Origin of the sequence: Rhodopseudomonas sp., from assembly GCF_048594845.1 — a bacterium.
In the GTDB taxonomy this organism is placed as follows: Bacteria; Pseudomonadota; Alphaproteobacteria; order Rhizobiales; family Xanthobacteraceae; genus Rhodopseudomonas.
Map to the genome: position 1 here is coordinate 1 of NZ_JBMDXE010000243.1, position 17802 is coordinate 17802.

At 63.8% G+C, this 17802-nt stretch carries 22 protein-coding genes and 1 pseudogene; 13 read left to right on the forward strand and 10 right to left on the reverse strand.

The window, feature by feature from the left end:
• From ACOJTD_RS15585 to ACOJTD_RS15595, 3 genes are all read left to right on the forward strand, one after another.
• The coding region (locus tag ACOJTD_RS15585) for a CAP domain-containing protein (protein WP_420133805.1) at window positions 1–339 on the forward strand (339 nt) is incomplete at its 5' end.
• An 86-nt stretch (window positions 340–425) separates the two neighbouring features.
• On the forward strand, window positions 426–1562 hold the full coding sequence (locus ACOJTD_RS15590) for a DUF3734 domain-containing protein (RefSeq protein WP_420133806.1): 1137 nt from the start codon (window positions 426–428) through the stop codon (window positions 1560–1562).
• A gap of 42 nt (window positions 1563–1604) precedes the next feature.
• Complete coding sequence (locus ACOJTD_RS15595; RefSeq protein ID WP_420133807.1) at window positions 1605–2393, forward strand: 3-hydroxybutyrate dehydrogenase; 789 nt, start codon at window positions 1605–1607, stop codon at window positions 2391–2393.
• A gap of 235 nt (window positions 2394–2628) precedes the next feature.
• Here the strand turns inward: ACOJTD_RS15595 and ACOJTD_RS15600 are convergent, their stop codons facing one another.
• Window positions 2629–3999 (reverse strand): lipopolysaccharide biosynthesis protein, encoded by a 1371-nt coding sequence (locus ACOJTD_RS15600; RefSeq protein ID WP_420133808.1) that lies wholly within the window; start codon window positions 3997–3999, stop codon window positions 2629–2631.
• 248 nt (window positions 4000–4247) lie between these two features.
• Here ACOJTD_RS15600 and ACOJTD_RS15605 point away from each other — a divergent pair, with 248 nt between their 5' ends.
• From ACOJTD_RS15605 to ACOJTD_RS15620, 4 genes are all read left to right on the forward strand, one after another.
• Window positions 4248–4457 carry a hypothetical protein gene (locus tag ACOJTD_RS15605; RefSeq protein WP_420133809.1) on the forward strand — a complete coding sequence of 70 codons (210 nt, stop codon included), beginning with the start codon at window positions 4248–4250 and terminating at the stop codon, window positions 4455–4457.
• Window positions 4458–4762: 305 nt separating this feature from the next.
• Window positions 4763–5284 carry a PAS domain-containing protein gene (locus ACOJTD_RS15610; RefSeq protein WP_420133810.1) on the forward strand — a complete coding sequence of 174 codons (522 nt, stop codon included), beginning with the start codon at window positions 4763–4765 and terminating at the stop codon, window positions 5282–5284.
• Entirely contained in the window at window positions 5259–6581 is a 1323-nt protein-coding gene (locus tag ACOJTD_RS15615) for a methyl-accepting chemotaxis protein (protein WP_420133811.1), read from the forward strand. Before ACOJTD_RS15610 ends, ACOJTD_RS15615 begins: the two co-directional genes overlap by 26 nt.
• 201 nt (window positions 6582–6782) lie before the next feature.
• The gene (locus tag ACOJTD_RS15620) at window positions 6783–7082 is read left to right on the forward strand and encodes a hypothetical protein (protein WP_420133812.1); all 300 of its coding nucleotides are present in this window, start codon (window positions 6783–6785) and stop codon (window positions 7080–7082) included.
• Window positions 7083–7142: 60 nt separating this feature from the next.
• On the opposite strand, the gene ACOJTD_RS15625 is transcribed toward ACOJTD_RS15620, so the two are convergent.
• Both ACOJTD_RS15625 and ACOJTD_RS15630 read right to left on the reverse strand, forming a co-directional pair.
• Complete coding sequence (locus tag ACOJTD_RS15625; RefSeq protein ID WP_420133813.1) at window positions 7143–7625, reverse strand: YbaK/EbsC family protein; 483 nt, start codon at window positions 7623–7625, stop codon at window positions 7143–7145.
• A 159-nt stretch (window positions 7626–7784) separates the two neighbouring features.
• Window positions 7785–8654: an amidohydrolase family protein gene (locus ACOJTD_RS15630; RefSeq protein ID WP_420133814.1), complete on the reverse strand. Its 870-nt coding sequence runs from the start codon at window positions 8652–8654 to the stop codon at window positions 7785–7787.
• 316 nt (window positions 8655–8970) lie between these two features.
• On the opposite strand from ACOJTD_RS15630, the gene ykgO reads away from it, so the two are divergent.
• The 4 genes from ykgO to ACOJTD_RS15650 all read left to right on the forward strand — a co-directional run bounded on the left by ykgO (window position 8971) and on the right by ACOJTD_RS15650 (window position 11402).
• Entirely contained in the window at window positions 8971–9096 is a 126-nt protein-coding gene (ykgO, locus tag ACOJTD_RS15635) for a type B 50S ribosomal protein L36 (protein WP_054164123.1), read from the forward strand.
• Between the two features lie 98 nt (window positions 9097–9194).
• Window positions 9195–9866, forward strand: a complete 672-nt coding sequence (locus tag ACOJTD_RS15640) for a tetratricopeptide repeat protein (RefSeq protein WP_420133815.1) — start codon at window positions 9195–9197, stop codon at window positions 9864–9866.
• 113 nt (window positions 9867–9979) lie between these two features.
• Window positions 9980–10942, forward strand: a complete 963-nt coding sequence (locus tag ACOJTD_RS15645; protein ID WP_420133816.1) for an alpha/beta fold hydrolase — start codon at window positions 9980–9982, stop codon at window positions 10940–10942.
• A 31-nt stretch (window positions 10943–10973) separates the two neighbouring features.
• Window positions 10974–11402, forward strand: coding sequence for an OsmC family protein (locus ACOJTD_RS15650; RefSeq protein WP_420133817.1), 429 nt, complete (start codon window positions 10974–10976; stop codon window positions 11400–11402).
• Between the two features lie 110 nt (window positions 11403–11512).
• On the opposite strand, the gene pyk is transcribed toward ACOJTD_RS15650, so the two are convergent.
• Both pyk and ACOJTD_RS15660 read right to left on the reverse strand, forming a co-directional pair.
• Window positions 11513–12946: a pyruvate kinase gene (gene pyk, locus ACOJTD_RS15655; RefSeq protein ID WP_420133818.1), complete on the reverse strand. Its 1434-nt coding sequence runs from the start codon at window positions 12944–12946 to the stop codon at window positions 11513–11515.
• The gene (locus tag ACOJTD_RS15660) at window positions 12943–13557 is read right to left on the reverse strand and encodes a DUF1036 domain-containing protein (RefSeq protein WP_420133819.1); all 615 of its coding nucleotides are present in this window, start codon (window positions 13555–13557) and stop codon (window positions 12943–12945) included. The genes pyk and ACOJTD_RS15660 overlap by 4 nt, the downstream gene beginning before the upstream one ends.
• A 183-nt stretch (window positions 13558–13740) precedes the next feature.
• Between ACOJTD_RS15660 and ACOJTD_RS15665 the strand changes: the two genes are divergently transcribed.
• Entirely contained in the window at window positions 13741–14034 is a 294-nt protein-coding gene (locus tag ACOJTD_RS15665; protein WP_420133820.1) for a DUF1244 domain-containing protein, read from the forward strand.
• A 212-nt stretch (window positions 14035–14246) separates the two neighbouring features.
• Complete coding sequence (locus tag ACOJTD_RS15670) at window positions 14247–14522, forward strand: DUF2312 domain-containing protein (RefSeq protein WP_420133821.1); 276 nt, start codon at window positions 14247–14249, stop codon at window positions 14520–14522.
• A 368-nt stretch (window positions 14523–14890) separates the two neighbouring features.
• Here the strand turns inward: ACOJTD_RS15670 and ACOJTD_RS15675 are convergent, their stop codons facing one another.
• The 5 genes and pseudogenes from ACOJTD_RS15675 to ACOJTD_RS15695 form a co-directional block, all read right to left on the reverse strand.
• Window positions 14891–15280, reverse strand: a complete 390-nt coding sequence (locus tag ACOJTD_RS15675) for a hypothetical protein (RefSeq protein ID WP_420133839.1) — start codon at window positions 15278–15280, stop codon at window positions 14891–14893.
• Between the two features lie 32 nt (window positions 15281–15312).
• A pseudogene (locus tag ACOJTD_RS15680) lies at window positions 15313–15471 on the reverse strand (hypothetical protein); the annotation flags it as partial.
• Between the two features lie 69 nt (window positions 15472–15540).
• On the reverse strand, window positions 15541–15612 hold the full coding sequence (locus ACOJTD_RS15685) for a hypothetical protein (protein ID WP_420133836.1): 72 nt from the start codon (window positions 15610–15612) through the stop codon (window positions 15541–15543).
• A gap of 389 nt (window positions 15613–16001) precedes the next feature.
• Complete coding sequence (locus ACOJTD_RS15690; protein WP_420133822.1) at window positions 16002–17090, reverse strand: ATP-binding protein; 1089 nt, start codon at window positions 17088–17090, stop codon at window positions 16002–16004.
• On the reverse strand, window positions 17087–17773 hold the full coding sequence (locus ACOJTD_RS15695; RefSeq protein ID WP_420133823.1) for a response regulator: 687 nt from the start codon (window positions 17771–17773) through the stop codon (window positions 17087–17089). The genes ACOJTD_RS15690 and ACOJTD_RS15695 overlap by 4 nt, the downstream gene beginning before the upstream one ends.
• Window positions 17774–17802: the final 29 nt, after the last annotated feature.

Consider the following 17802-nt stretch of genomic DNA (forward strand, 5'->3'; position numbering starts at 1 on the left):
CTCGGGCCGGTTGCGGTCGATCCCGCGCTCACGCAACTTGCCGAAGAGCAGTCCACCAACATGGCGAGGCGCAACAAGCTCGATCACGACGCCAAGGCGCCGTTGGCGCAGCGGCTCAACGCGGCGTCCTATCCGGCGACGGTTGCGGTCGAGAACGTGTCGGCCGGCTATCACACGCTGGCGGAAGCGTTCTCCGGCTGGCGCGACTCGCCACCGCATCGCGCGAATATGCTGAAGAACGGCGTCACAAGGCTCGGCATTGCCGCCGTCTACGCGCCGAACACGAAATATAAAGTATTCTGGACATTGATCCTGGCCTCGACCGAGCCGCCGCGATAACCCGGCCGTGATCGGGTTTGACCGGGCGCGCGATTGACGCCGGGATTGCAGAGCGCCACGGTGCCGATCCTGTCCGTGGCGAACCCATGAATTCTCCCCACCATCATCCGAAACCCGCTGTTCATCCACGTCGCGTGCTGGTGCTGCAAGGCGGCGGTGCGCTCGGCTCCTATCAGGCCGGCGCGTATCAGGCGCTGTGCCATCACGATTTCGAGCCTGAATGGCTCGCCGGCATTTCGATCGGCGCGATCAACGCGGCGATCATCGCGGGCAATCCGCGCGAGAAGCGCGTCGAGAAGCTGAAGCAGTTCTGGGAAATGGCGTCGTCGCCGGTGCCCTGGCAGCCGATGCTGCACACCGACCACGCGCATTCGCTGTTCAACGAAGCCAGTGCCGCGATGATCGCGGCGTTCGGCGTTCCCGGCTTCTTCACGCCGCGTTTTCCGCCGGCGCATTTGATGCCGACCGCCGATCCCGAGACGCTGAGCTATTACGACACCAAACCGCTGCGTGCGACGCTCGAGCGCCTGGTCGATTTCGATCTGCTCAACACCAACGGCATCCGGCTCAGCGTCGGCGCCGTCAATGTCGTGACCGGAAACTTCGAGTATTTCGACAATACGCGCGTCACGATCGGGCCGGAGCACATCATGGCCTCGGCCGCGCTGCCGCCGGGCTTTCCGGCGATCGAGATCGACGGTCAGTATTATTGGGACGGCGGCATCGCCTCGAATACGCCGCTCGACTACGTGCTCGACAGCGAGCAGCGCGACAGTCTGCTCATCTTCCAGGTCGACCTGTTCAGCTCCCATGGTCGCCTGCCGCAGACGCTGCTGGAAGCTGCCGAGCGCGAAAAAGATATCCGCTTCTCCAGCCGCACCCGGCTCAACACCGACAAGAACAAGCAGATCCACAACACCCGCAAGGCGCTGCGTCACCTGATCGAGCGGCTGCCGGACGAACTGCGCAACGATCCGACCTACGCGATCCTGCACGAGGCGGCGAAGGAGAATTCCGTCACGGTCGTGCATCTGATCTACCGTAAGAGAGACTACGAGGCGTCCTCGAAGGACTACGATTTCTCTCGCCTGAACATGGTCGAACACTGGAAATCCGGCGAGCAGGATGTCTATGTCTCGATGCGCGATCAGGCGTGGCAGCGCGGACCGCAGGACGGTGAGGCCATGGTGACCTGGGACCTGACCCGGGACGCGTTCAAATAACGGCGGCTCGAGCCGTCTCAGACGATCGAACAGGAGAAGATGATGGCTAATCTCACGGGCAAGACCGCGGTCGTGACCGGCTCGACCTCGGGTATCGGCCTCGCTTACGCGCGCGCCTTCGCCAAGTCCGGCGCCAATGTGGTGCTGAACGGCATGGGCGATGCCGACGCGATCGAGAAGGAGCGCAAGTCGATCGAGACCGAATTCGCCGTCAAGGCCGTGTATTCCCCGGCCGACATGCTGAAGCCCGCCGAGATCGCCGAGATGGTTGCGCTCGGCGAGAAGAGCTTCGGCTCGGTCGACATCCTGGTCAACAATGCCGGCATTCAGTTTGTGTCGCCGATCGAGGATTTTCCGATCGAGAAGTGGGACGCCATCATCGGCATCAACCTGTCGTCGGCTTTCCATGGCATCCGCGCCGCCGTGCCCGGCATGAAGAAACGCGGCTGGGGCCGCATCATCAACACCGCCTCGGCGCACTCGCTGGTGGCGTCGCCGTTCAAATCGGCCTACGTCGCCGCCAAGCACGGCATCGCCGGCCTGACGAAGACCGTGGCGCTCGAAGTCGCCACCCACAAGATCACCTGCAACTGCATCTCGCCCGGCTATGTCTGGACGCCGCTGGTCGAGAAGCAGATCCCCGACACCATGAAGGCCCGCGGCCTCACCAAGGAGCAGGTGATCAACGACGTGCTGTTGCAGGCGCAGCCGACCAAGGAATTCGTCACTGCCGAGCAGGTCGCGGCGCTCGCCGTGTATCTGTGCAGCGACGACGCCAGCCAGATCACCGGGGCCAATCTGTCGATGGACGGCGGCTGGACCGCGGCGTAATCGATCAATGTAGGCCGCGGCCTCGTCTCGAACTGTCATCCTCCGCGAAAGCGGAGGATCCAGTATCGCAGAGCATTGCGTCTCTGGGATACTGGATTGCCCGGTCGAGCCGGGCGACGACGCGGTTACTAATAGTTAGTTAACGAACCCCATATGTAGGGTGGGCAAAGGCGCGAAGCGCCGTGCCCACGTGTGCGGTTTGCGCTCGACGTGGGCACGCTTCGCTTTGCCCACCTTACGGGCGTATGCGTCTTTTCCCGAATGCCAGCACGTGCAGACCCAATCGCCGCCGCACGATCCAGAACAGCAGCACGGTCTCGAAGGTCAGCGCGGCCGACGTCGCCGCGGCTGCGCCGTAGCCGCCGAAGCGCGGCACCAGCACTAGGCACAGCACAAGATTGGCCACGAACGCTAGGGCATAGGCCAGCGCGCAAGCGTTCTGGTGGCCGAGCATATTGAGCAGCCGCTCGACCGGACCGATTGCGGCGCGCGCCAGCAGGCCGATCGCGGCGACGAACATGATGCCGTAGCCCTCGGTGAATTGCGGCCCGAACAGCCATAGGATCGGTTCGCCCAGCGCCAGCAGCAGCACGGTAGCGCCGAGCGACGGCCAGAAGGTCCAGACGATGGCGTGCCGCACATAGGCGGCAAGCCGTTCCTTGTCGCCGGCGGCGTGATATTCGGTGAAGCGGTGCGCCGTGGTCGCCGACATTGCGTAGTGAATGAAAGAAACCAGCGCCAGCGTCTTCACCACCGCGTAATACACGCCGACCTCCTCGGCCGGGCGGAATTGCTGCAGCACCAGCACGTCGGTGTAGGACAGCAGCAGATAAAAGCTCTCGACCAGCAGGATCGGTAGCGAGGTCGCGAGCCAGCCGCGAAAATCGTAGGCGCGCGGTCCCGCCGGGACGTGGCCGCGGAGCTTGCGGTTGAGCGCGATCATCTGGCCGATCATCGCGATCCACACCGCCGCGCAACTCGCCGCCATCGCGGCGACGGCGCCAAGCTGGAAGCCGAGCGCGAACAGGCCGGCCGTGAAGCCGATGATCAGCCCTTGCCGGATGATGAATTGCGGCATCAGGCCGAGCTTCATCCAATCATGCGAGCGGGCGATGCCGTCCTGGGTGTTGGCGACCACGAAGGCCGGCAGCGTCAGGCAGCCGAGATATAGGGGGCCGACGGTGGCCGCATCGATCGATGCCGATAGCGCAAACACCAGTGCAGCGAGCAGCAGCGATACCAGACCGGAAGCAGCCAGCGTCGCCCAGCGGCTGCCGGACAGAAAGCCACGTAGCCGGTCGTCGGCGCCGCTTGCTCGATATTCGGGGATGATCTTCTGGGCCGAGGCTGAGATGCCGAAATCCAGCATCGAGCCAAGCAGCAGCACCCAGGTCCAGACGTAGACATAAACGCCATAGTCCGAGCCGCCCATCCAGCGGGCCAGCAGGATCTGCGCCAGATAGGCGAGACCGGCGCTGCCGACGCGGATCAGGAAAATAGTACCAGCGAGGCGATTGGTCAGCGACCGCTCGTTGCCTGCACCGAAGAGACCCGCAAGGCGCGCCTTCAATCCGGCCAGCGTTGATGTTGCCGGAGGAGCATCCATGACAGCCAAAGCGACCCCCAATGCCGAGCCGCGCCACAAGCGCGGTAGCAGGATCCCTTTAGCAACCAGACGTTACGATTCGGTTGGACGGCGGCGCCGGTGATGTCGTGAATAATTCGTAAAAGCAGCTAGGCTCGGGTTATCCCACGGAACCTGGAACCCGGCGGGCCGTTGAGTTCCCTGTTCGACCAGTGCCTTGGCGGCCTCGCCGAACTACGCATCACTTACCCACATCTCGGAGATGTCCGATGCCGAAGTTCACGACCCGGACGATTGGTCGTTTCGTTCTCGCGGGAATAACCGCGGTTGCGGTCGCCACCGCGCTCTATGCGGTCACGCGAGGCGCGCTCGGCTTTTCAAGCGAGGGAATTCGTGGTGCCGCGCTGAACGTCGCAAGCCTCGTCGTCGCGTTTCTGCTGGTCGCGGGGATTGGTCGCAAGCCGAAGGACGAGCGCTAGTTGTCAGCGAATAGCATGGGCTGAGTTTCGCTTGATGATCGGTAGCGGCGCGATGTCAGGAATTTTCTGACATCGCCCGGAGGTGATCAGGATCGGATCGAGCTAAGACTTTCGTCGACTCTCCCGCCTGATAACTGTACTCCGGTGTGGTAATCGCGCTGAAATCCCATGATCTCGGCTGGACTCGGACAATAAACTCAGCAACCGAGCGAACTAACTCTTAATGCCGCGGCTCGTATTTGTTCGAGGCCGGTCCCGAAGATTGTCCGGCGTGTAGTTGGAATAAGTCCAGTCCGGAATTCGCCGTGAAACAGACCGTCACGCCGACCGACGTCGAAGTGTTCTTCGATGCGGACGATATCATCGTTTCGAAAACCGATCTCAAAGGCCGCATCACCTATGCCAACAAGGTGTTCAGCGATGTCTGTGGCTACAGCGAAGCAGAATTGATCGGGCAGCCCCATTCGATCGTCCGTCACCCGGACATGCCGCGCTGTGTGTTCAAGCTGCTGTGGGATACGCTTGCCGAGGGGCGTGAGATCTTCGCCTATGTCAAGAACATGACGCGGAAGGGCGATTATTATTGGGTGTTCGCCCACGTGACACCATCGTTCGACGCGTCGGGGCGAGTGATCGGCTACCACTCCAATCGCAGGGTGCCGGCGCGCGATGTCATTGCTGCCCTTGTGCCCGTCTACAGGCAGCTCCTCGACGTCGAAGCCCGCCACCGCAATGCCAAGGACGGGCTCGCTGCGAGTACTCAGCATCTGGTCGATTTCATCAAGTCGAAGAACATTTCCTATGATCAGTTCGTCTTCTCTCTTTAATGCAGGTGTCTGCCTCGCTGGCGTGATGATATCGATCCTGCTGGCGGCCGTCGGCGCGTTCGCCGGTGTGTCCTTGCTGCTGCAGCTTGGCATCTGCGCAGCGCTTGTCTTTGCCGTTTTGCTTGGCCTGATGCTGCTGCGCATCGGCCGGGTGTTCGAGACGATCGGTCTGGTCTGCCGCCGCATCGCCGATGGCGACTTCGAAGCGCGCATCATCGGCTGCCGCGAGGGCGGCCGGATCGGCACGTTGACCCACACCTTCAATGACATGATTGATCGCTGTGACGCTTTCGTGCGCGAGGCCAGCGCCGCCATGGGCGCGATCCGCGACGACAAGTATTATCGTCACATCCTTCCGGCGGGGCTGCGTGGCTCGTTGCTGATCGCCACACAGACGATCAATGATGCGATGCAGGCGATCGAAACCCGGGTCGCCGCGTTCAACGCCAACACGGCGGAATTCGAGGGCGCCATCGGCGCCGTGATCGATACGGTCTCGAGTGCGTCGAGCAACATGGGCGAGACTGCCGGCAGCCTCAATCGCGGCGTGGTCGCGACTCGGGAGCGGGCGCTCGCGGTGTCGGCAGCTTCTGAGCAGGCGGCCACCAACATGGAGTCGGTCGCGGCGGCGACGGCCGAACTTACGGCCTCCGCAAACGAGATCCTCGGCAGCGTCAACCGTTCGGCCTCGATTGCCCGCACCGCGGTGAGCGCCTCCGACCATGCACGCGAAACCGTCGGCAGCCTGTCCACCGCGACGGAGCGGATCGGAACGATCGTGCAATTGATCGAGGAGATCGCCGCACAGACCAACCTGCTGGCGCTCAACGCCACGATCGAAGCTGCGCGGGCCGGCGAGGCGGGCAAGGGCTTCTCGGTGGTGGCCCAGGAGGTGAAGTCATTGGCGCAGCAGACGTCGCGGGCGACACACGACATCTCGGTGAGTATCGCCGAGGTTCAGGAAACCACCCGTGCCGCAGTCGAGGCGATCTCCAGCATCGGCCGAAGCATCGGGGAAGTCGATTCGATCACCTGTCAGGTCGCCGTGGCGGTCGAAGCGCAGACGGCGGCGACTGGCGAGGTGGCTCGCAACATCGAGCAGGCCTTCGCCGGCATTCGCGATATCTCGGGCAACATCCAGAGCGTCACGGTGAATGTCGGCGAGACCGAGCAGCACGCCGGCACGACATTGACCGCGTCGGATTCGCTTGCTCATCAGGCGGCCGCGCTCGGCGATGCGGTGCGTGGATTCCTGCGCTCGCTCCGCACCGGAGAGGCGAAGCGCCGCGCGGCATAGAGCCGGACTTCGATCTCACGGACGTGGCAAGCATCTCTCGAAGAGATCTTAGCTTCGCCGTCAATGGTTGCGAAGATTCCTTGCTACACGCTTTACCTTACCGCGATTTCATCAAGATGAACTCGGTCGTCAGCGCTCATTCACCTGCAACTTCTTAAGCTGTTCGCAGTTTTCAGAGTTGGATTGAAGGAGGTTGATCCGATGAAACTCAAGATCGCTGTTGCCGCCGCAGCCGCTCTCGGCGCCGTCGCACTCACCTCGGGCACCGCTTCGGCGGCCATGCCCAACGGTCTTGCCGGCGCCGCTGGTGCGGTCGCCAACCAGTCCGCCAATATCGACCAGGTGCGCTACGTCTGTAACGCCTGGGGCCGCTGCTGGTGGCGTCCGAACTACTACGGCGCGTACGGCTATTACGGTCCGCGGCCGTATTACGGCCCGCGCTTCTACGGCGGCCCGCGCTACTACGGACCGCGCTGGCACGGCGGCTGGCGCCGCTGGTAACAGTTCTCCGGCGTGAACGGATTGCGGGGCCTTCGGGCCCCGCTTTTTATTGACGAAACGTTAAGGCTGTGGCGTCTCCGAACGGAGCTCGCTGACATCGACCCATTCGGCGCCGACCAGTTCGGCCATTCGCTGCGGGGCGATCCGCACCGCGCTGTGGGTCGATCCCGCCGCCGGCACAACGATGTCGAACGCGCGCAGCGAAACATCGCAGTAGATCGGCAGCGGCTGCGCGAGGCCGAACGGGCAGACGCCGCCGACCTCGTGGCCGGTCAGGTCAGCGACCTCGTGGACGCCCAGCATCTTCGGTTTGGCGCCGAAGGCGGCTTTTGCCTTCTTGTTGTCGAGCCGTGCGGTGCCGCTGGTCACCACCAGCACGACCTTTTCGCCAAGGCGGAGCGACAGCGTCTTGGCGATCTGCTCCGGCGGCACGCCGTAGGCTTCCGCCGCCAGCGGAACAGTCGCCGAACTCTTGTCGGATTGTTCGACCGCGATGTCGGGCGCGTGCTGCGCAAACCAGGCGCGAACGGACTCCAGGCTCATTCCAAATTCCCTGGCCGGCGAAGCTCGCCGGCTTTCATCCTCATTGTTGCAAGGAATAGCCGGCCGCGCTGCGCGCCGTCCAGACGGCTTTCGAGGCGACGCAATCCAGCTTGGTTACAGAACTGGATTGCTTCGCTTCCCTCTCAGTCACGCAGACCACTAGATGCCCAGAAGCTTCCGCGCGTTCTGCTTCAGCACTTTCGGGCGGACCTCGTCGCGGATCTCGAGCTTGGCGAAATCGGCCAGCCAGCGGTCCGGCGTGATCACCGGCCAGTCCGAGCCGAACAGCATCTTGTCCTGCAGCAGGCCGTTGATGTAGCGCACCAGGATCGGCGGGAAGTACTTCGGCGACCAGCCCGACAGGTCGATGTAAACGTTGGGCTTGTGGGTCGCGACCGAGAGCGCCTCCTCCTGCCAGGGGAAGGACGGGTGCGCCAGGATGATCTTCATGTCCGGGAAATCGACCGCGACGTCGTCCATGTACATCGGGTTCGAGTACTTCAGCCGCATGCCCATGCCGCCCGGCATGCCGGAGCCGACGCCGGTCTGGCCAGTGTGGAACAGTGCGATCGCGCCGCCTTCCTGAATCGCTTCGTAGAGCGGATAGGCGAGGCGGTCGTTCGGATAGAAGCCCTGCATCGTCGGGTGGAACTTGAACCCCTTGATGCCGTAATCGGCGATCAGCCGCTTGGCCTCGCGCACGCCGAGCTTGCCCTTGTGCGGATCGATCGAGGCGAACGGGATCAGCACGTCGGAATTCGCGCGCGTGATCTCGATCATCTCGTCGTTGTTGTAGCGGCGAAAGCCGGTCTCGCGCTCGGCGTCGACCGGAAAGATCACCGCGGCAATCTTCTTGGCGCGATAATAAGCGGCGGTTTCCGGCACGGTCGGTGGGTGCTTGTGCGGCGACTTGAAGTACTCGGCCATCTGCGCCTGGAAATCGTCGTAACCGTCGTCCGGGTGCGTGCCGCAGGGCTCCTCGGCGTGGGTGTGAATGTCGATGGCGACGAGATCGTCGGGATTGAGCATCGGGCGTTTCCTTCGGGGCCGTCTTTTTGGGCGGGAGAATTGATTATGGTCTATAACTATTCTCTCGGACTGTGAAGCGGGCCGCTGGAGGGTTCCCGTGTTGAATTGGTGAAGGATTGCCCGGCAGCTTTCGCTTAGCGCCTGCGATGGCAAACTTCCGGTGCGAAGCGGCCCGTGGAGAGCGCTGGCTCGATTGACACAGCAAGTCCGGCTGGTTAGAAACCGTCCGTCCCGGGCGGGCTGCCGCCGGCGGGCAAGGTATCTTTTACACCTTCGGCCATTTTCAAACGGCCTTTCAAACAGTCAGGATAGACCCATGAAGGTCCGTAACTCGCTGAAGTCGCTGCGTTCCCGTCATCGTGACAACCGTCTGGTCCGCCGCAAGGGCCGGCTCTACGTGATCAACAAGGTCCAGCGCCGCTTCAAGGCCCGCCAGGGTTGATCCTGCCCGGCTGGCTCTGACCGGCCGCGACTTCCCATCACGCCTGTTTGACGCGCGCGCTGCTTTGCAGCGCGCTTTGTCATGTCTAGACTTCGTGCATGGTTCTCCAAGCATTCGACCGGGTGTTGTTGTCCTGCGCGGCTTTCGCCGTGGCGCTGTTGCCGGTTGCGGCGGCCGCTCAGTCTCCCAAAGAGCGGCCGGACAACGCTCCTCCGAAACATCACCTCGAAAAGCCGCTCGATCAGCCGCCGACCCCGCCCGCCAAGCTGCCGCGCGTGGGCGGCGATCAAACGCGTGGACTGGACTTCCTGTTCGGTGCGCTGAAGGCCGCGCCGGACGAGGCCAGCGCCAAGCATGTCGAAGCGCGGATCTGGGCGCTGTGGACACAGACGAACAGCGACACCACCGCGCTGCTGATGGCGCGGTCCAAGGTCGCGATGGACGCCAAGCAGTACGACGTCGCGATCAAGCTGCTCGATGCCGTGGTCAAGCTGCGGCCCGACTATGTCGAGGGCTGGAACCGCCGCGCCACCATCTACTATCTGCAGAATGAATATGCCCGCTCGCTCGGCGACATCGAACAGGTGCTGTCGCGCGAACCACGCCATTTCGGTGCGCTCGCGGGGCTCGGCATGATCATGCAGGAACTCGGAGACGACAAACGGGCGCTCGACGCGTTCCGTCAGGCGCTGGCCATCAATCCGCACCTCGATAAGGTGCCGGAGTTGGTCAAAACGCTGTCCGAGAAGGTCGAAGGCCGGGACATTTAGCCGGCTGCGATGGCCGCGGGACGGTCTTTATTGGTCCCTAATTTCTCGGGCACGAAACGAACGGGCACGGGCGGCGTAGCTGTACCGTGCACATCCTGTCCCGGACGCTCCCGATGCTCCTGATCGGCCTCGTTGCAGCCATCGCCGTGCTGGCGCTGCTGACTCAGGCCGGCGTGGTGTGGATCGAGAACAGGTTTCCACCACAAGGCGAGAGCTTTGCCGTTGCGGGGGGTGATCTCCACGTCGTCGATCTGGGGCCGCGCGATCTGACGGAGCCGCCGATCGTACTGATCCATGGCGCCAGTTCCAATCTCGGCGCGATGCGGGTGCCGCTCGGCGATGCGCTGGCGGAGCAGCACCGCGTGATCCTGATCGATCGTCCGGGCCATGGCTGGAGCGAGCGCGACACGCTGGCGGATTCGGCGCCGGCCGATCAGGCGAAGGCGATCGGCGAGGCGCTCGATCGGCTCGGCGTGTCGCGGGCCGTCATCGTTGTGCATTCGCTGGCCGGTGCACTTGGCGCGCGGATGGCGCTGGATCAGCCGTCCCGAGTGGCTGGGCTGGTGATGCTGGCGCCGGTGACGCATCCTTGGCGCGGCGGCGTCGGCACTTACAGCCGTATCATGACGACGCCGGGGATTGGGCCGCTGCTCGCCTACACCGTCACGCTGCCGCTCGGCCTGATGCTGACCAAGCCCGGCGCGCGCGCGGTTTTCGCGCCGCAGCCGATGCCGGAGAACTACGTCGACGCCAGCGCCACCCCCTTGTTGCTGCGTCCGCGGGAATTTCTCGCCAACAGCTGGGACCTGACGACGTTGAAGGACGCGGTTCGTCAGCAGGTCGCCCGCTATCCGCAGATTTCGGCTCCGACGGTGGTGATCCACGGCGATGCCGACGACATCGTCTCGCTCGACATCCACGCGCGGGCCTTCGTGGCCGCGGTGCCGAGCGCGCATCTCATCGTCCTGCCAAATGTCGGGCATATGGTGCAGAACGCCGCGCCGGATCTGGTCGGTCGCGAAATCGAAGCACTGATTGCCGCCGATGCCGCAACACCCCGCGCCGCCGCGCGTTAGGATCCACCATCAAACCCGCGAGGAGAACTCCATGAGCGTGACATCCGGTTCGGCCAAGTGGCAGGGCGGCATCAAGGACGGCAAAGGCGCGATCTCGACCAAAAGTGGCGCGCTCAGCGACTATCCGTACGGCTTCGCCAGCCGGTTCGAAGGCAAGCCGGGTTCGAACCCGGAAGAACTGATCGGCGCCGCCCACGCCGCGTGCTTCACCATGGCGCTGTCGCTGATTCTCGGCGAAGCCAAGCTCACCGCTGAGCAGATGGACACCAAGGCCGACGTGACGCTGGAAAAGCAGGGCGACGGCTTCGCCATCACCGCGGTGCATCTGACACTGACCGCCAAGATCCCCGGCGCCGACGACGCCACCTTCCAGGACTGCGCCGCCAAGGCCAAAGCCGGGTGTCCGGTCTCGAAGCTGCTCAACACCAAGATCACGCTGGACGCCAAGCTGGCGAACTAAGCTGGCTCGTAGAAACCAGCCTATCGTTCGTCTTTCGGGGTTCGCGCTACGCGCGCCCCGTAATGACGAACGCTGATGTGGTGTGAATGTCGAAGACTAACTAACCGCCTTCACACATCCGTATCGGTCGGCCCCACATAGGCGATGCGCACCATGTTCGTTGCGCCCGGTGTCCCCAGCGGGACGCCGGCGACGATGATGACGCGCTGACCGGACTTGGCGAAGCCGTCGCGAAAGGCGATGCGGCCGGCGCGGTCGACCATGTCGTCCTGATCGCGGGCGTCCTCGGCGACGACGCAGTGGACGCCCCACACAGCGGACAACTTGCGGCCGGTGTTGAGGTTTGGCGTGATCGCCACCACCGGCACTTTCGGCCGCTCGCGCGCGACGCGGAGCGCGGTTGAGCCGGACGACGTCCAGCAGATGATCGCCGACAGATCGAGCGTCTCGGCGATCTGCCGCGCCGCGCCGGCGATGGCGTCGCCTGCGGTGGCCTCGGGCTCGGGGCGCTGCGCGTTCAGCACGGTGCGGGAGAGCGCGTCGCGCTCGACCTCTTCGCCGATGCGGTTCATCGTCGACACCGCCTCGACCGGATACTTGCCCGCGGCGGACTCGGCCGACAGCATGATCGCGTCGGCCCCCTCATAGACCGCGGTGGCAACGTCCGAGACCTCGGCGCGGGTCGGCACCGGGCTGGTGATCATCGACTCCAGCATCTGCGTCGCGACCACCACCGGCTTGCCGGCGCGTCGCGCCATGCGGGTCATCTGCTTCTGAAGGCTCGGCACGCGCTCCAGCGGCATCTCGACGCCGAGATCGCCGCGCGCGACCATCAGCGCATCGGACACGTCGAGAATGTCCTGCAGCCGGTCGATCGCCTGCGGCTTTTCGATCTTGGCCATGACCGCGGCGCGGCCGCGGATCATCCGCTTGGCTTCGGCGACATCCTCGGCGCGCTGCACGAAGGACAGCGCCACCCAGTCGATGCCGGTCTCACACGCGGCTTCGAGGTCGGCGCGGTCCTTGTTGGTCATCGCCGACATCGGCAGGTCGGTATCGGGCAGGCTGACGCCCTTGCGATCGCTCATCTTGCCGCCGATCACCACACGCGTCACCGCGCGATCGGGCGAAGCTTCCTCGCAGATCAGCCGCACCTTGCCGTCGTCGAGCAGCAGTGCGTCGCCGACCTTGAGGGCCGATAGAATCTCCGGATGCGGCAGGCAGACCCGCTCGGCGTCGCCCGGCTCCTTGTTCGAATCCAGCACGAAGCTGGCGCCGTTGTTGAGCTGGATCGGCCCGTTGGCGAACATCCCGACGCGCAGCTTCGGTCCCTGCAGATCGACCAGGATGCCGATCGGCCGGCCGTAGCTCGACTCGACGCTGCGGATCGTCTTCACCAGCTCCCGCATCTTGTCGTGCGGAGTGTGGCTCATGTTGATGCGGAACACGTCGGCGCCGGCTTCGAACAGCTTTCGGATCATCGTGCTGTCGGAAGACGCGGGGCCGAGCGTCGCCAGAATCTTGATCCTGCGAAGCCGCCTCATGGCTTTCCCCCGCCGTCGTTCGGCTTGGCTCCATTGTCGCCGGGGACAGGCGCGGGCGCGACCGGCGCGGTGCGGCCTGGTGTCGGCGGGATGCCGGGCATGCCGGCGCCCGGCGGAGATCCGCTGGGCAATCCCGGCAGCTTCTGGGTGTTCTGTTCGTTGCTCTCGGTGAGCTGCACCGTCCAGGCGCGCTGTTCACCGGTGTCGACCTCGAAGAAGCCGGTGCGGTCGAAGCCGCGCGCCAGGCAGTTTTCAGTCCCCTTGATGGTGAACTCCTTGTCGCGCGAGCACATGAACGCCTGGCCGGACCATTCGCCGCCACGGTCGTAGTCGAGCGCGTAGATGTAGTAATAGCGCGCCACCAGCGTGCCGCGGAGCAGGGTCTCGCAGCTGCGCGACGACACGTTCCACCAGCCCTCGGTGGTCCAGCCGTCGACGTCCTTATAGCCGAGTGCGATGCCGACCCGGCTCGACGTGTTGTTGCACAGCCGGAAGTCGGCGGCGGCCGGGGAGGCGGCCAGCAGCAGCGCAGCGAACGCCAGCGCGGCCGCGACGAGCATCGGCGCACGGCGTGGTTGTGCGGTGCAGGGGAGGGAATCTGTGCTGATCATGCCGGCTAGCTATAACAGAAAGGGAATGGTTTCGCGTGACATGAGGGGCCTGTCAACGGCCGCCGCGTCGGCGCCAGGGCGAACGTGGTGTGATCGAGCGTGCCGTTGTAGGCAGGAGATGTGGCAAAATCGGAGTCAGCGCCCATCTGATCCGCAGGCGGCGTGCACGAGAAGGTGAGTGCGATGGACAACAACACCCGGACTGAACTCGAGGCGGCGGCGTTTCGCCGGCTGGTGGCGCATCTGCGCGAGCGCACCGACGTGCAGAACATCGACCTGATGAATCTCGCCGGCTTCTGCCGCAACTGCCTGTCCAACTGGCTGAAGGACGCGGCCGATGCGCAGGGCGTGGCGATGACCAAGGATGAAAGCCGCGAGGCGGTGTACGGCATGCCCTACGAGGAGTGGAAAGCCAAGCACCAGAGCGCCGCAACGCCGGCCCAGGTCGAGGCCTTCAAGACGTCCCACAGTCATTGAGGCAAACCGAAGGCACGCCAGCGACTCGCAGCTGAGTGCGGCGGAAGTCCAGCGCCGAATTTCGCACAGCGATTTTGTCTGTGCGGTCGCTGTGGACGAGCACGTGGGGTCTTGACGAGAGGGGCCGCCGCGAAGACTGTCCCGCGCAGACGCGGCGCATGGCCACCGTCCTCGCCGCCCTTTCCCCGATCATCAGTTTCCAGGAGTGAACGATGGCCACCTCTGCTGCCGCCGTCCAAGACGAGCCCGCGACCCGATTCGCCAAGGACCAGCTCAAGGCCATCATCGAGCGCATCGAGCGGCTGGAAGAAGAGAAGAAGACGATCTCCGACGACATCCGCGACGTCTATGCCGAAGCCAAGGGCAACGGCTACGACGTCAAGGCGCTGCGCACCATCGTCCGCATGCGCAAGCAGGATGCCAACGAGCGCGCCGAGCAGGAGACGATCCTCGAGACCTACATGCAGGCGCTCGGGATGCTCGTCTAATTTCGAAACTGTTGCGCTTGATGCCATTAAGGGTTGCGCGGCGGTAGTTTTGCACCTCAGAAGGAGCAAAGCCGCCCGCGCGCGCGCTCCCAAATAGCGCCGTAGCGGGCGGGCGGCTTTGCGGTCGGTTGCAATGACCGTTTTTGTTATGACCGAGAGTGCGGGCGGCGATCGAAAGTGTTCTGATCGAGGGCGTCAGCACCCTCGATCAACTAAATTTGTAGTAATAGGTCTTCTGAGGCGGCCCCGAGGGGCTGCAGGCGTTTCTAGGTCGGACATGTACGGCTCGCCCCTCTTTTCTGAGCAAAGCCCGGCGCGTGCAGGTTCGTCTAACGGCGCGATGTTCGAACCAACCTCAGCCTATCGCTTCATCTGCGTGAAGGCCGCGGGCGGTCGCGTGCAGCCGGAGCGTTCGAGTGGAAGCCCGAAGTGGGTGCCTGGATCGGCACGCCCTGAATCGCTCGAACCATGCTCAGCAGCTTCGGCGCCCACACGGTTTCGATCGATTTTCGGGTCAGGATGCTTTTCGACGCCGTCATGTTGAAGGCCAGCACGTGGCGGCCATCGGGGTGTAGATAGGGTACTCCTACGGCGTTCGTTCCAGGATCCAGCGCGCCCATCGAAATGCAGAAGCCGCGCTCCCATACTTCCGAGATGCCGCGCTCGATATTGCTGATGACCGTGGGCCCGGATATGCAGCCAGCCTCTCCATGATCTCGGCGCGCCGCAGGCCATTCACCGTCGACAGACAGGCCCACCCCGACGCGGTCAACGCAACCGGCACCCGACCTGAGCTTCGCGAAAATGCTGTTGATCTCCGACTGCCGTGTCTGTCGATGAAAACAATGTTCAGATCGTCGAGTATCGCGAGACCAACGAGGGCATTCGCGTCGCGCGCGAGCTCATCCATGCGCAGGCGCGCGTGACTCTGCACGCGCAGCTTGGACATCAAGGGGAAGCTCAGCGCCAACACACGCGGGGCGATCTCGTACTTGCCAATCTGCCGATCGAAGTGGAGTTAGCCGAGTTCGGTCAGGGTCGCGGTGATGCACGACACCGTCGCCTTTGAAATCGAGGTGCGTTCGGCGATCTCGACATTGCCGAGAAACTAGTCGCCACCGTTGAATGCGGTCAGGATATCGAGCGCGCGGGCCGCCGCACGGTTGAAATCGACGCGCGGTCCCCCGGTGATCTCCTCGTCCTGCCGCTCGCTCGATCGACCCGCAAGATTCTTGCATTTTAAATCCGCCTCTTTTGCCGTCCATCGTTATCGCCGCGGACCCTAGCCAGCGGGAATGGGAGGGCATGGTTTGGCCGAGTTTTGCTCATTGACTGGATACATCATTCGCCATTGTCCGCTATGGGCCAAAAGCGGACGTAGGTTGTTACCGAGCGGAAAAACTCGAGGTTCGGCGCGCGACTGTGGAGGTACAGCTGACGGTTGGACGCGGGATCACGCAGTCGTCAAACCTTCGGTGCTCAAGATGCAGCCTTAGAGTCGGCAGAGGGGCCGTCGATGGGAAAAACGATCTGGAATACAGAGCCGCCTTTTTCCGAGGTCCTGTATCGGGCGTGTCCACCATGCGCCTCGGCGATCGCTCGCACCACCGACAATCCGAGACCCGAGCCGCCGAATTGCCGAGACCGGGAGGGTTCGGCGCGCGCGAAGGCATCGAAAGCTCGCGCGGCGAACTCCGCGCTCAAGCCCGGCCCCTCGTCTTCAACGGCGATGGCCACCTCGGACGTTTCCAGAGTCATCCGGATCACGATTAAGCCGGGCGTTGCGTAGCGGCGCGCGTTTTCCAAAAGCGCGAGTAGGGCCTGTCGGATCCGCGGGCCGTCGCATGGCAGCGTCACCGGCTCGGTTGTCATCCGAACAGAAAAGCCGGCTCCTTCAAGGGCAGGGCGCATCGCATCGACGGCCTGCGCCACTTCGTTGGCGAGATCAGTCGGCTCGACACGCATGTCGAGGCGCTGGCTGTCGGAGAGGGTCACGACCCGTAGATCTTCGACGAGACGCGACAAATTCTCGACCTGGGCCAGCAGGCTCCTGAACAACTCGTCGTTCGGCTCGAAGACGCCATCAGCGAGGCCATGCAAGCGACCGCGCAGAATTGTCAGCGGTGTTCGCAGTTCATGAGCGATGGCCGCGTTCCACGACGCCATCGACTCCGCCGCGTCCTGCAGACGCTGAGCCATCGCATTAAAATCGTCGACCAGTTGCGCCGTCTCGCCGAGCGAGCGATCGCCGGCCACAGCACGCGCGGTGAGGTCGCCGGCTGCGATCTTGCGCGCGCCTTCGGCCAGCGAATTGAGCGGCGCGAGGATCCTCCGCGTCAGCCGTAGTGCGGCGTGGATCGCGATGACAAGGCCGAGCAGAAGGAAGATCGCTATCAAGATGAAGTCGGGCGCTTCCGGCAGCAATGGCGGCGGACCCGGCGGTGGCGGAAACCAGGTCATATAGATGCTGTAGAAGATGAAGGTGCCAACGAACACCATCAGCACTGCGATGGCGACGACGACGCTCATCGACAGCGTGATTTGCCCGCTGAGGCGATACCGTTTCATGCGGCCGTCAGTCGGTAGCCGACGCCCCGCACCACCGACATCATGCCGGTCGCGCCCGCCTCGTCGAGCTTCCGGCGCAAATTGCTGACATGGCTATCCACCGTGCGTTCCAGCGCATCGCCGCCGGGAAGGCAGGCGTCGATCAGTTCATTGCGGGCGAAAGCCCGCGTCGGCGCCTTTGCCATGTGGGCCAGCAGTCGGAACTCGGTGAGCGTCAATTGCAATGGCATCGAGACATCTTCGCCATGCACCTTCGCAAGGTGACTCTCGAGGTCGACCTCGAGCCTGCCGATGCGCAGAATCGTTCGACTGGCCGCATGCCCAGACCGACGGAGAACCGCCTTGGCGCGGGCGACGACTTCGAGCGGGTTGAAGGGTTTGACAACGTAGTCGTCCGCGCCGAGACGCAGCCCCTGCAGACGATCGAGATCCTGATCGAGCGCCGTTATCATGATGATCGGCGTTTCGCCCCGACGACGCAGCTCGGCGAGGACGTCCCAGCCATCGATCTTAGGCATCTTCACATCGAGAAGAATCAGATCCGGCTTCAGGATCGCGTGCTGATCCAGCGCCGTCTGCCCGTCGGCTGCATTCACGGTGCGGAATCCTTCGCGTACCAAATAGGCATCGAGGATCTTGGCGATTTCAGGCTCGTCTTCAGCGATGAGGATGAGTTCGTTCATGGTTCATCGTCCAGCGCGGGAGTGCCGAT

Excerpts from the sequence above, each read along its gene's own strand:
- ACOJTD_RS15590 (WP_420133806.1), top strand. The coding sequence starts at position 426 with ATGAATTCTCCCCACCATCATCCGAAACCCGCTGTTCATCCACGTCGC.
- ACOJTD_RS15595 (WP_420133807.1), top strand. The coding sequence starts at position 1,605 with ATGGCTAATCTCACGGGCAAGACCGCGGTCGTGACCGGCTCGACCTCG.
- ACOJTD_RS15600 (WP_420133808.1), bottom strand. The coding sequence starts at position 3,999 with ATGGATGCTCCTCCGGCAACATCAACGCTGGCCGGATTGAAGGCGCGC.
- ACOJTD_RS15605 (WP_420133809.1), top strand. The coding sequence starts at position 4,248 with ATGCCGAAGTTCACGACCCGGACGATTGGTCGTTTCGTTCTCGCGGGA.
- ACOJTD_RS15615 (WP_420133811.1), top strand. The coding sequence starts at position 5,259 with ATGATCAGTTCGTCTTCTCTCTTTAATGCAGGTGTCTGCCTCGCTGGC.
- ACOJTD_RS15620 (WP_420133812.1), top strand. The coding sequence starts at position 6,783 with ATGAAACTCAAGATCGCTGTTGCCGCCGCAGCCGCTCTCGGCGCCGTC.
- ACOJTD_RS15625 (WP_420133813.1), bottom strand. The coding sequence starts at position 7,625 with ATGAGCCTGGAGTCCGTTCGCGCCTGGTTTGCGCAGCACGCGCCCGAC.
- ACOJTD_RS15630 (WP_420133814.1), bottom strand. The coding sequence starts at position 8,654 with ATGCTCAATCCCGACGATCTCGTCGCCATCGACATTCACACCCACGCC.
- ykgO (WP_054164123.1), top strand. The coding sequence starts at position 8,971 with ATGAAGGTCCGTAACTCGCTGAAGTCGCTGCGTTCCCGTCATCGTGAC.
- ACOJTD_RS15640 (WP_420133815.1), top strand. The coding sequence starts at position 9,195 with ATGGTTCTCCAAGCATTCGACCGGGTGTTGTTGTCCTGCGCGGCTTTC.
- ACOJTD_RS15645 (WP_420133816.1), top strand. The coding sequence starts at position 9,980 with ATGCTCCTGATCGGCCTCGTTGCAGCCATCGCCGTGCTGGCGCTGCTG.
- ACOJTD_RS15650 (WP_420133817.1), top strand. The coding sequence starts at position 10,974 with ATGAGCGTGACATCCGGTTCGGCCAAGTGGCAGGGCGGCATCAAGGAC.
- pyk (WP_420133818.1), bottom strand. The coding sequence starts at position 12,946 with ATGAGGCGGCTTCGCAGGATCAAGATTCTGGCGACGCTCGGCCCCGCG.
- ACOJTD_RS15660 (WP_420133819.1), bottom strand. The coding sequence starts at position 13,557 with ATGATCAGCACAGATTCCCTCCCCTGCACCGCACAACCACGCCGTGCG.
- ACOJTD_RS15665 (WP_420133820.1), top strand. The coding sequence starts at position 13,741 with ATGGACAACAACACCCGGACTGAACTCGAGGCGGCGGCGTTTCGCCGG.
- ACOJTD_RS15670 (WP_420133821.1), top strand. The coding sequence starts at position 14,247 with ATGGCCACCTCTGCTGCCGCCGTCCAAGACGAGCCCGCGACCCGATTC.
- ACOJTD_RS15690 (WP_420133822.1), bottom strand. The coding sequence starts at position 17,090 with ATGAAACGGTATCGCCTCAGCGGGCAAATCACGCTGTCGATGAGCGTC.
- ACOJTD_RS15695 (WP_420133823.1), bottom strand. The coding sequence starts at position 17,773 with ATGAACGAACTCATCCTCATCGCTGAAGACGAGCCTGAAATCGCCAAG.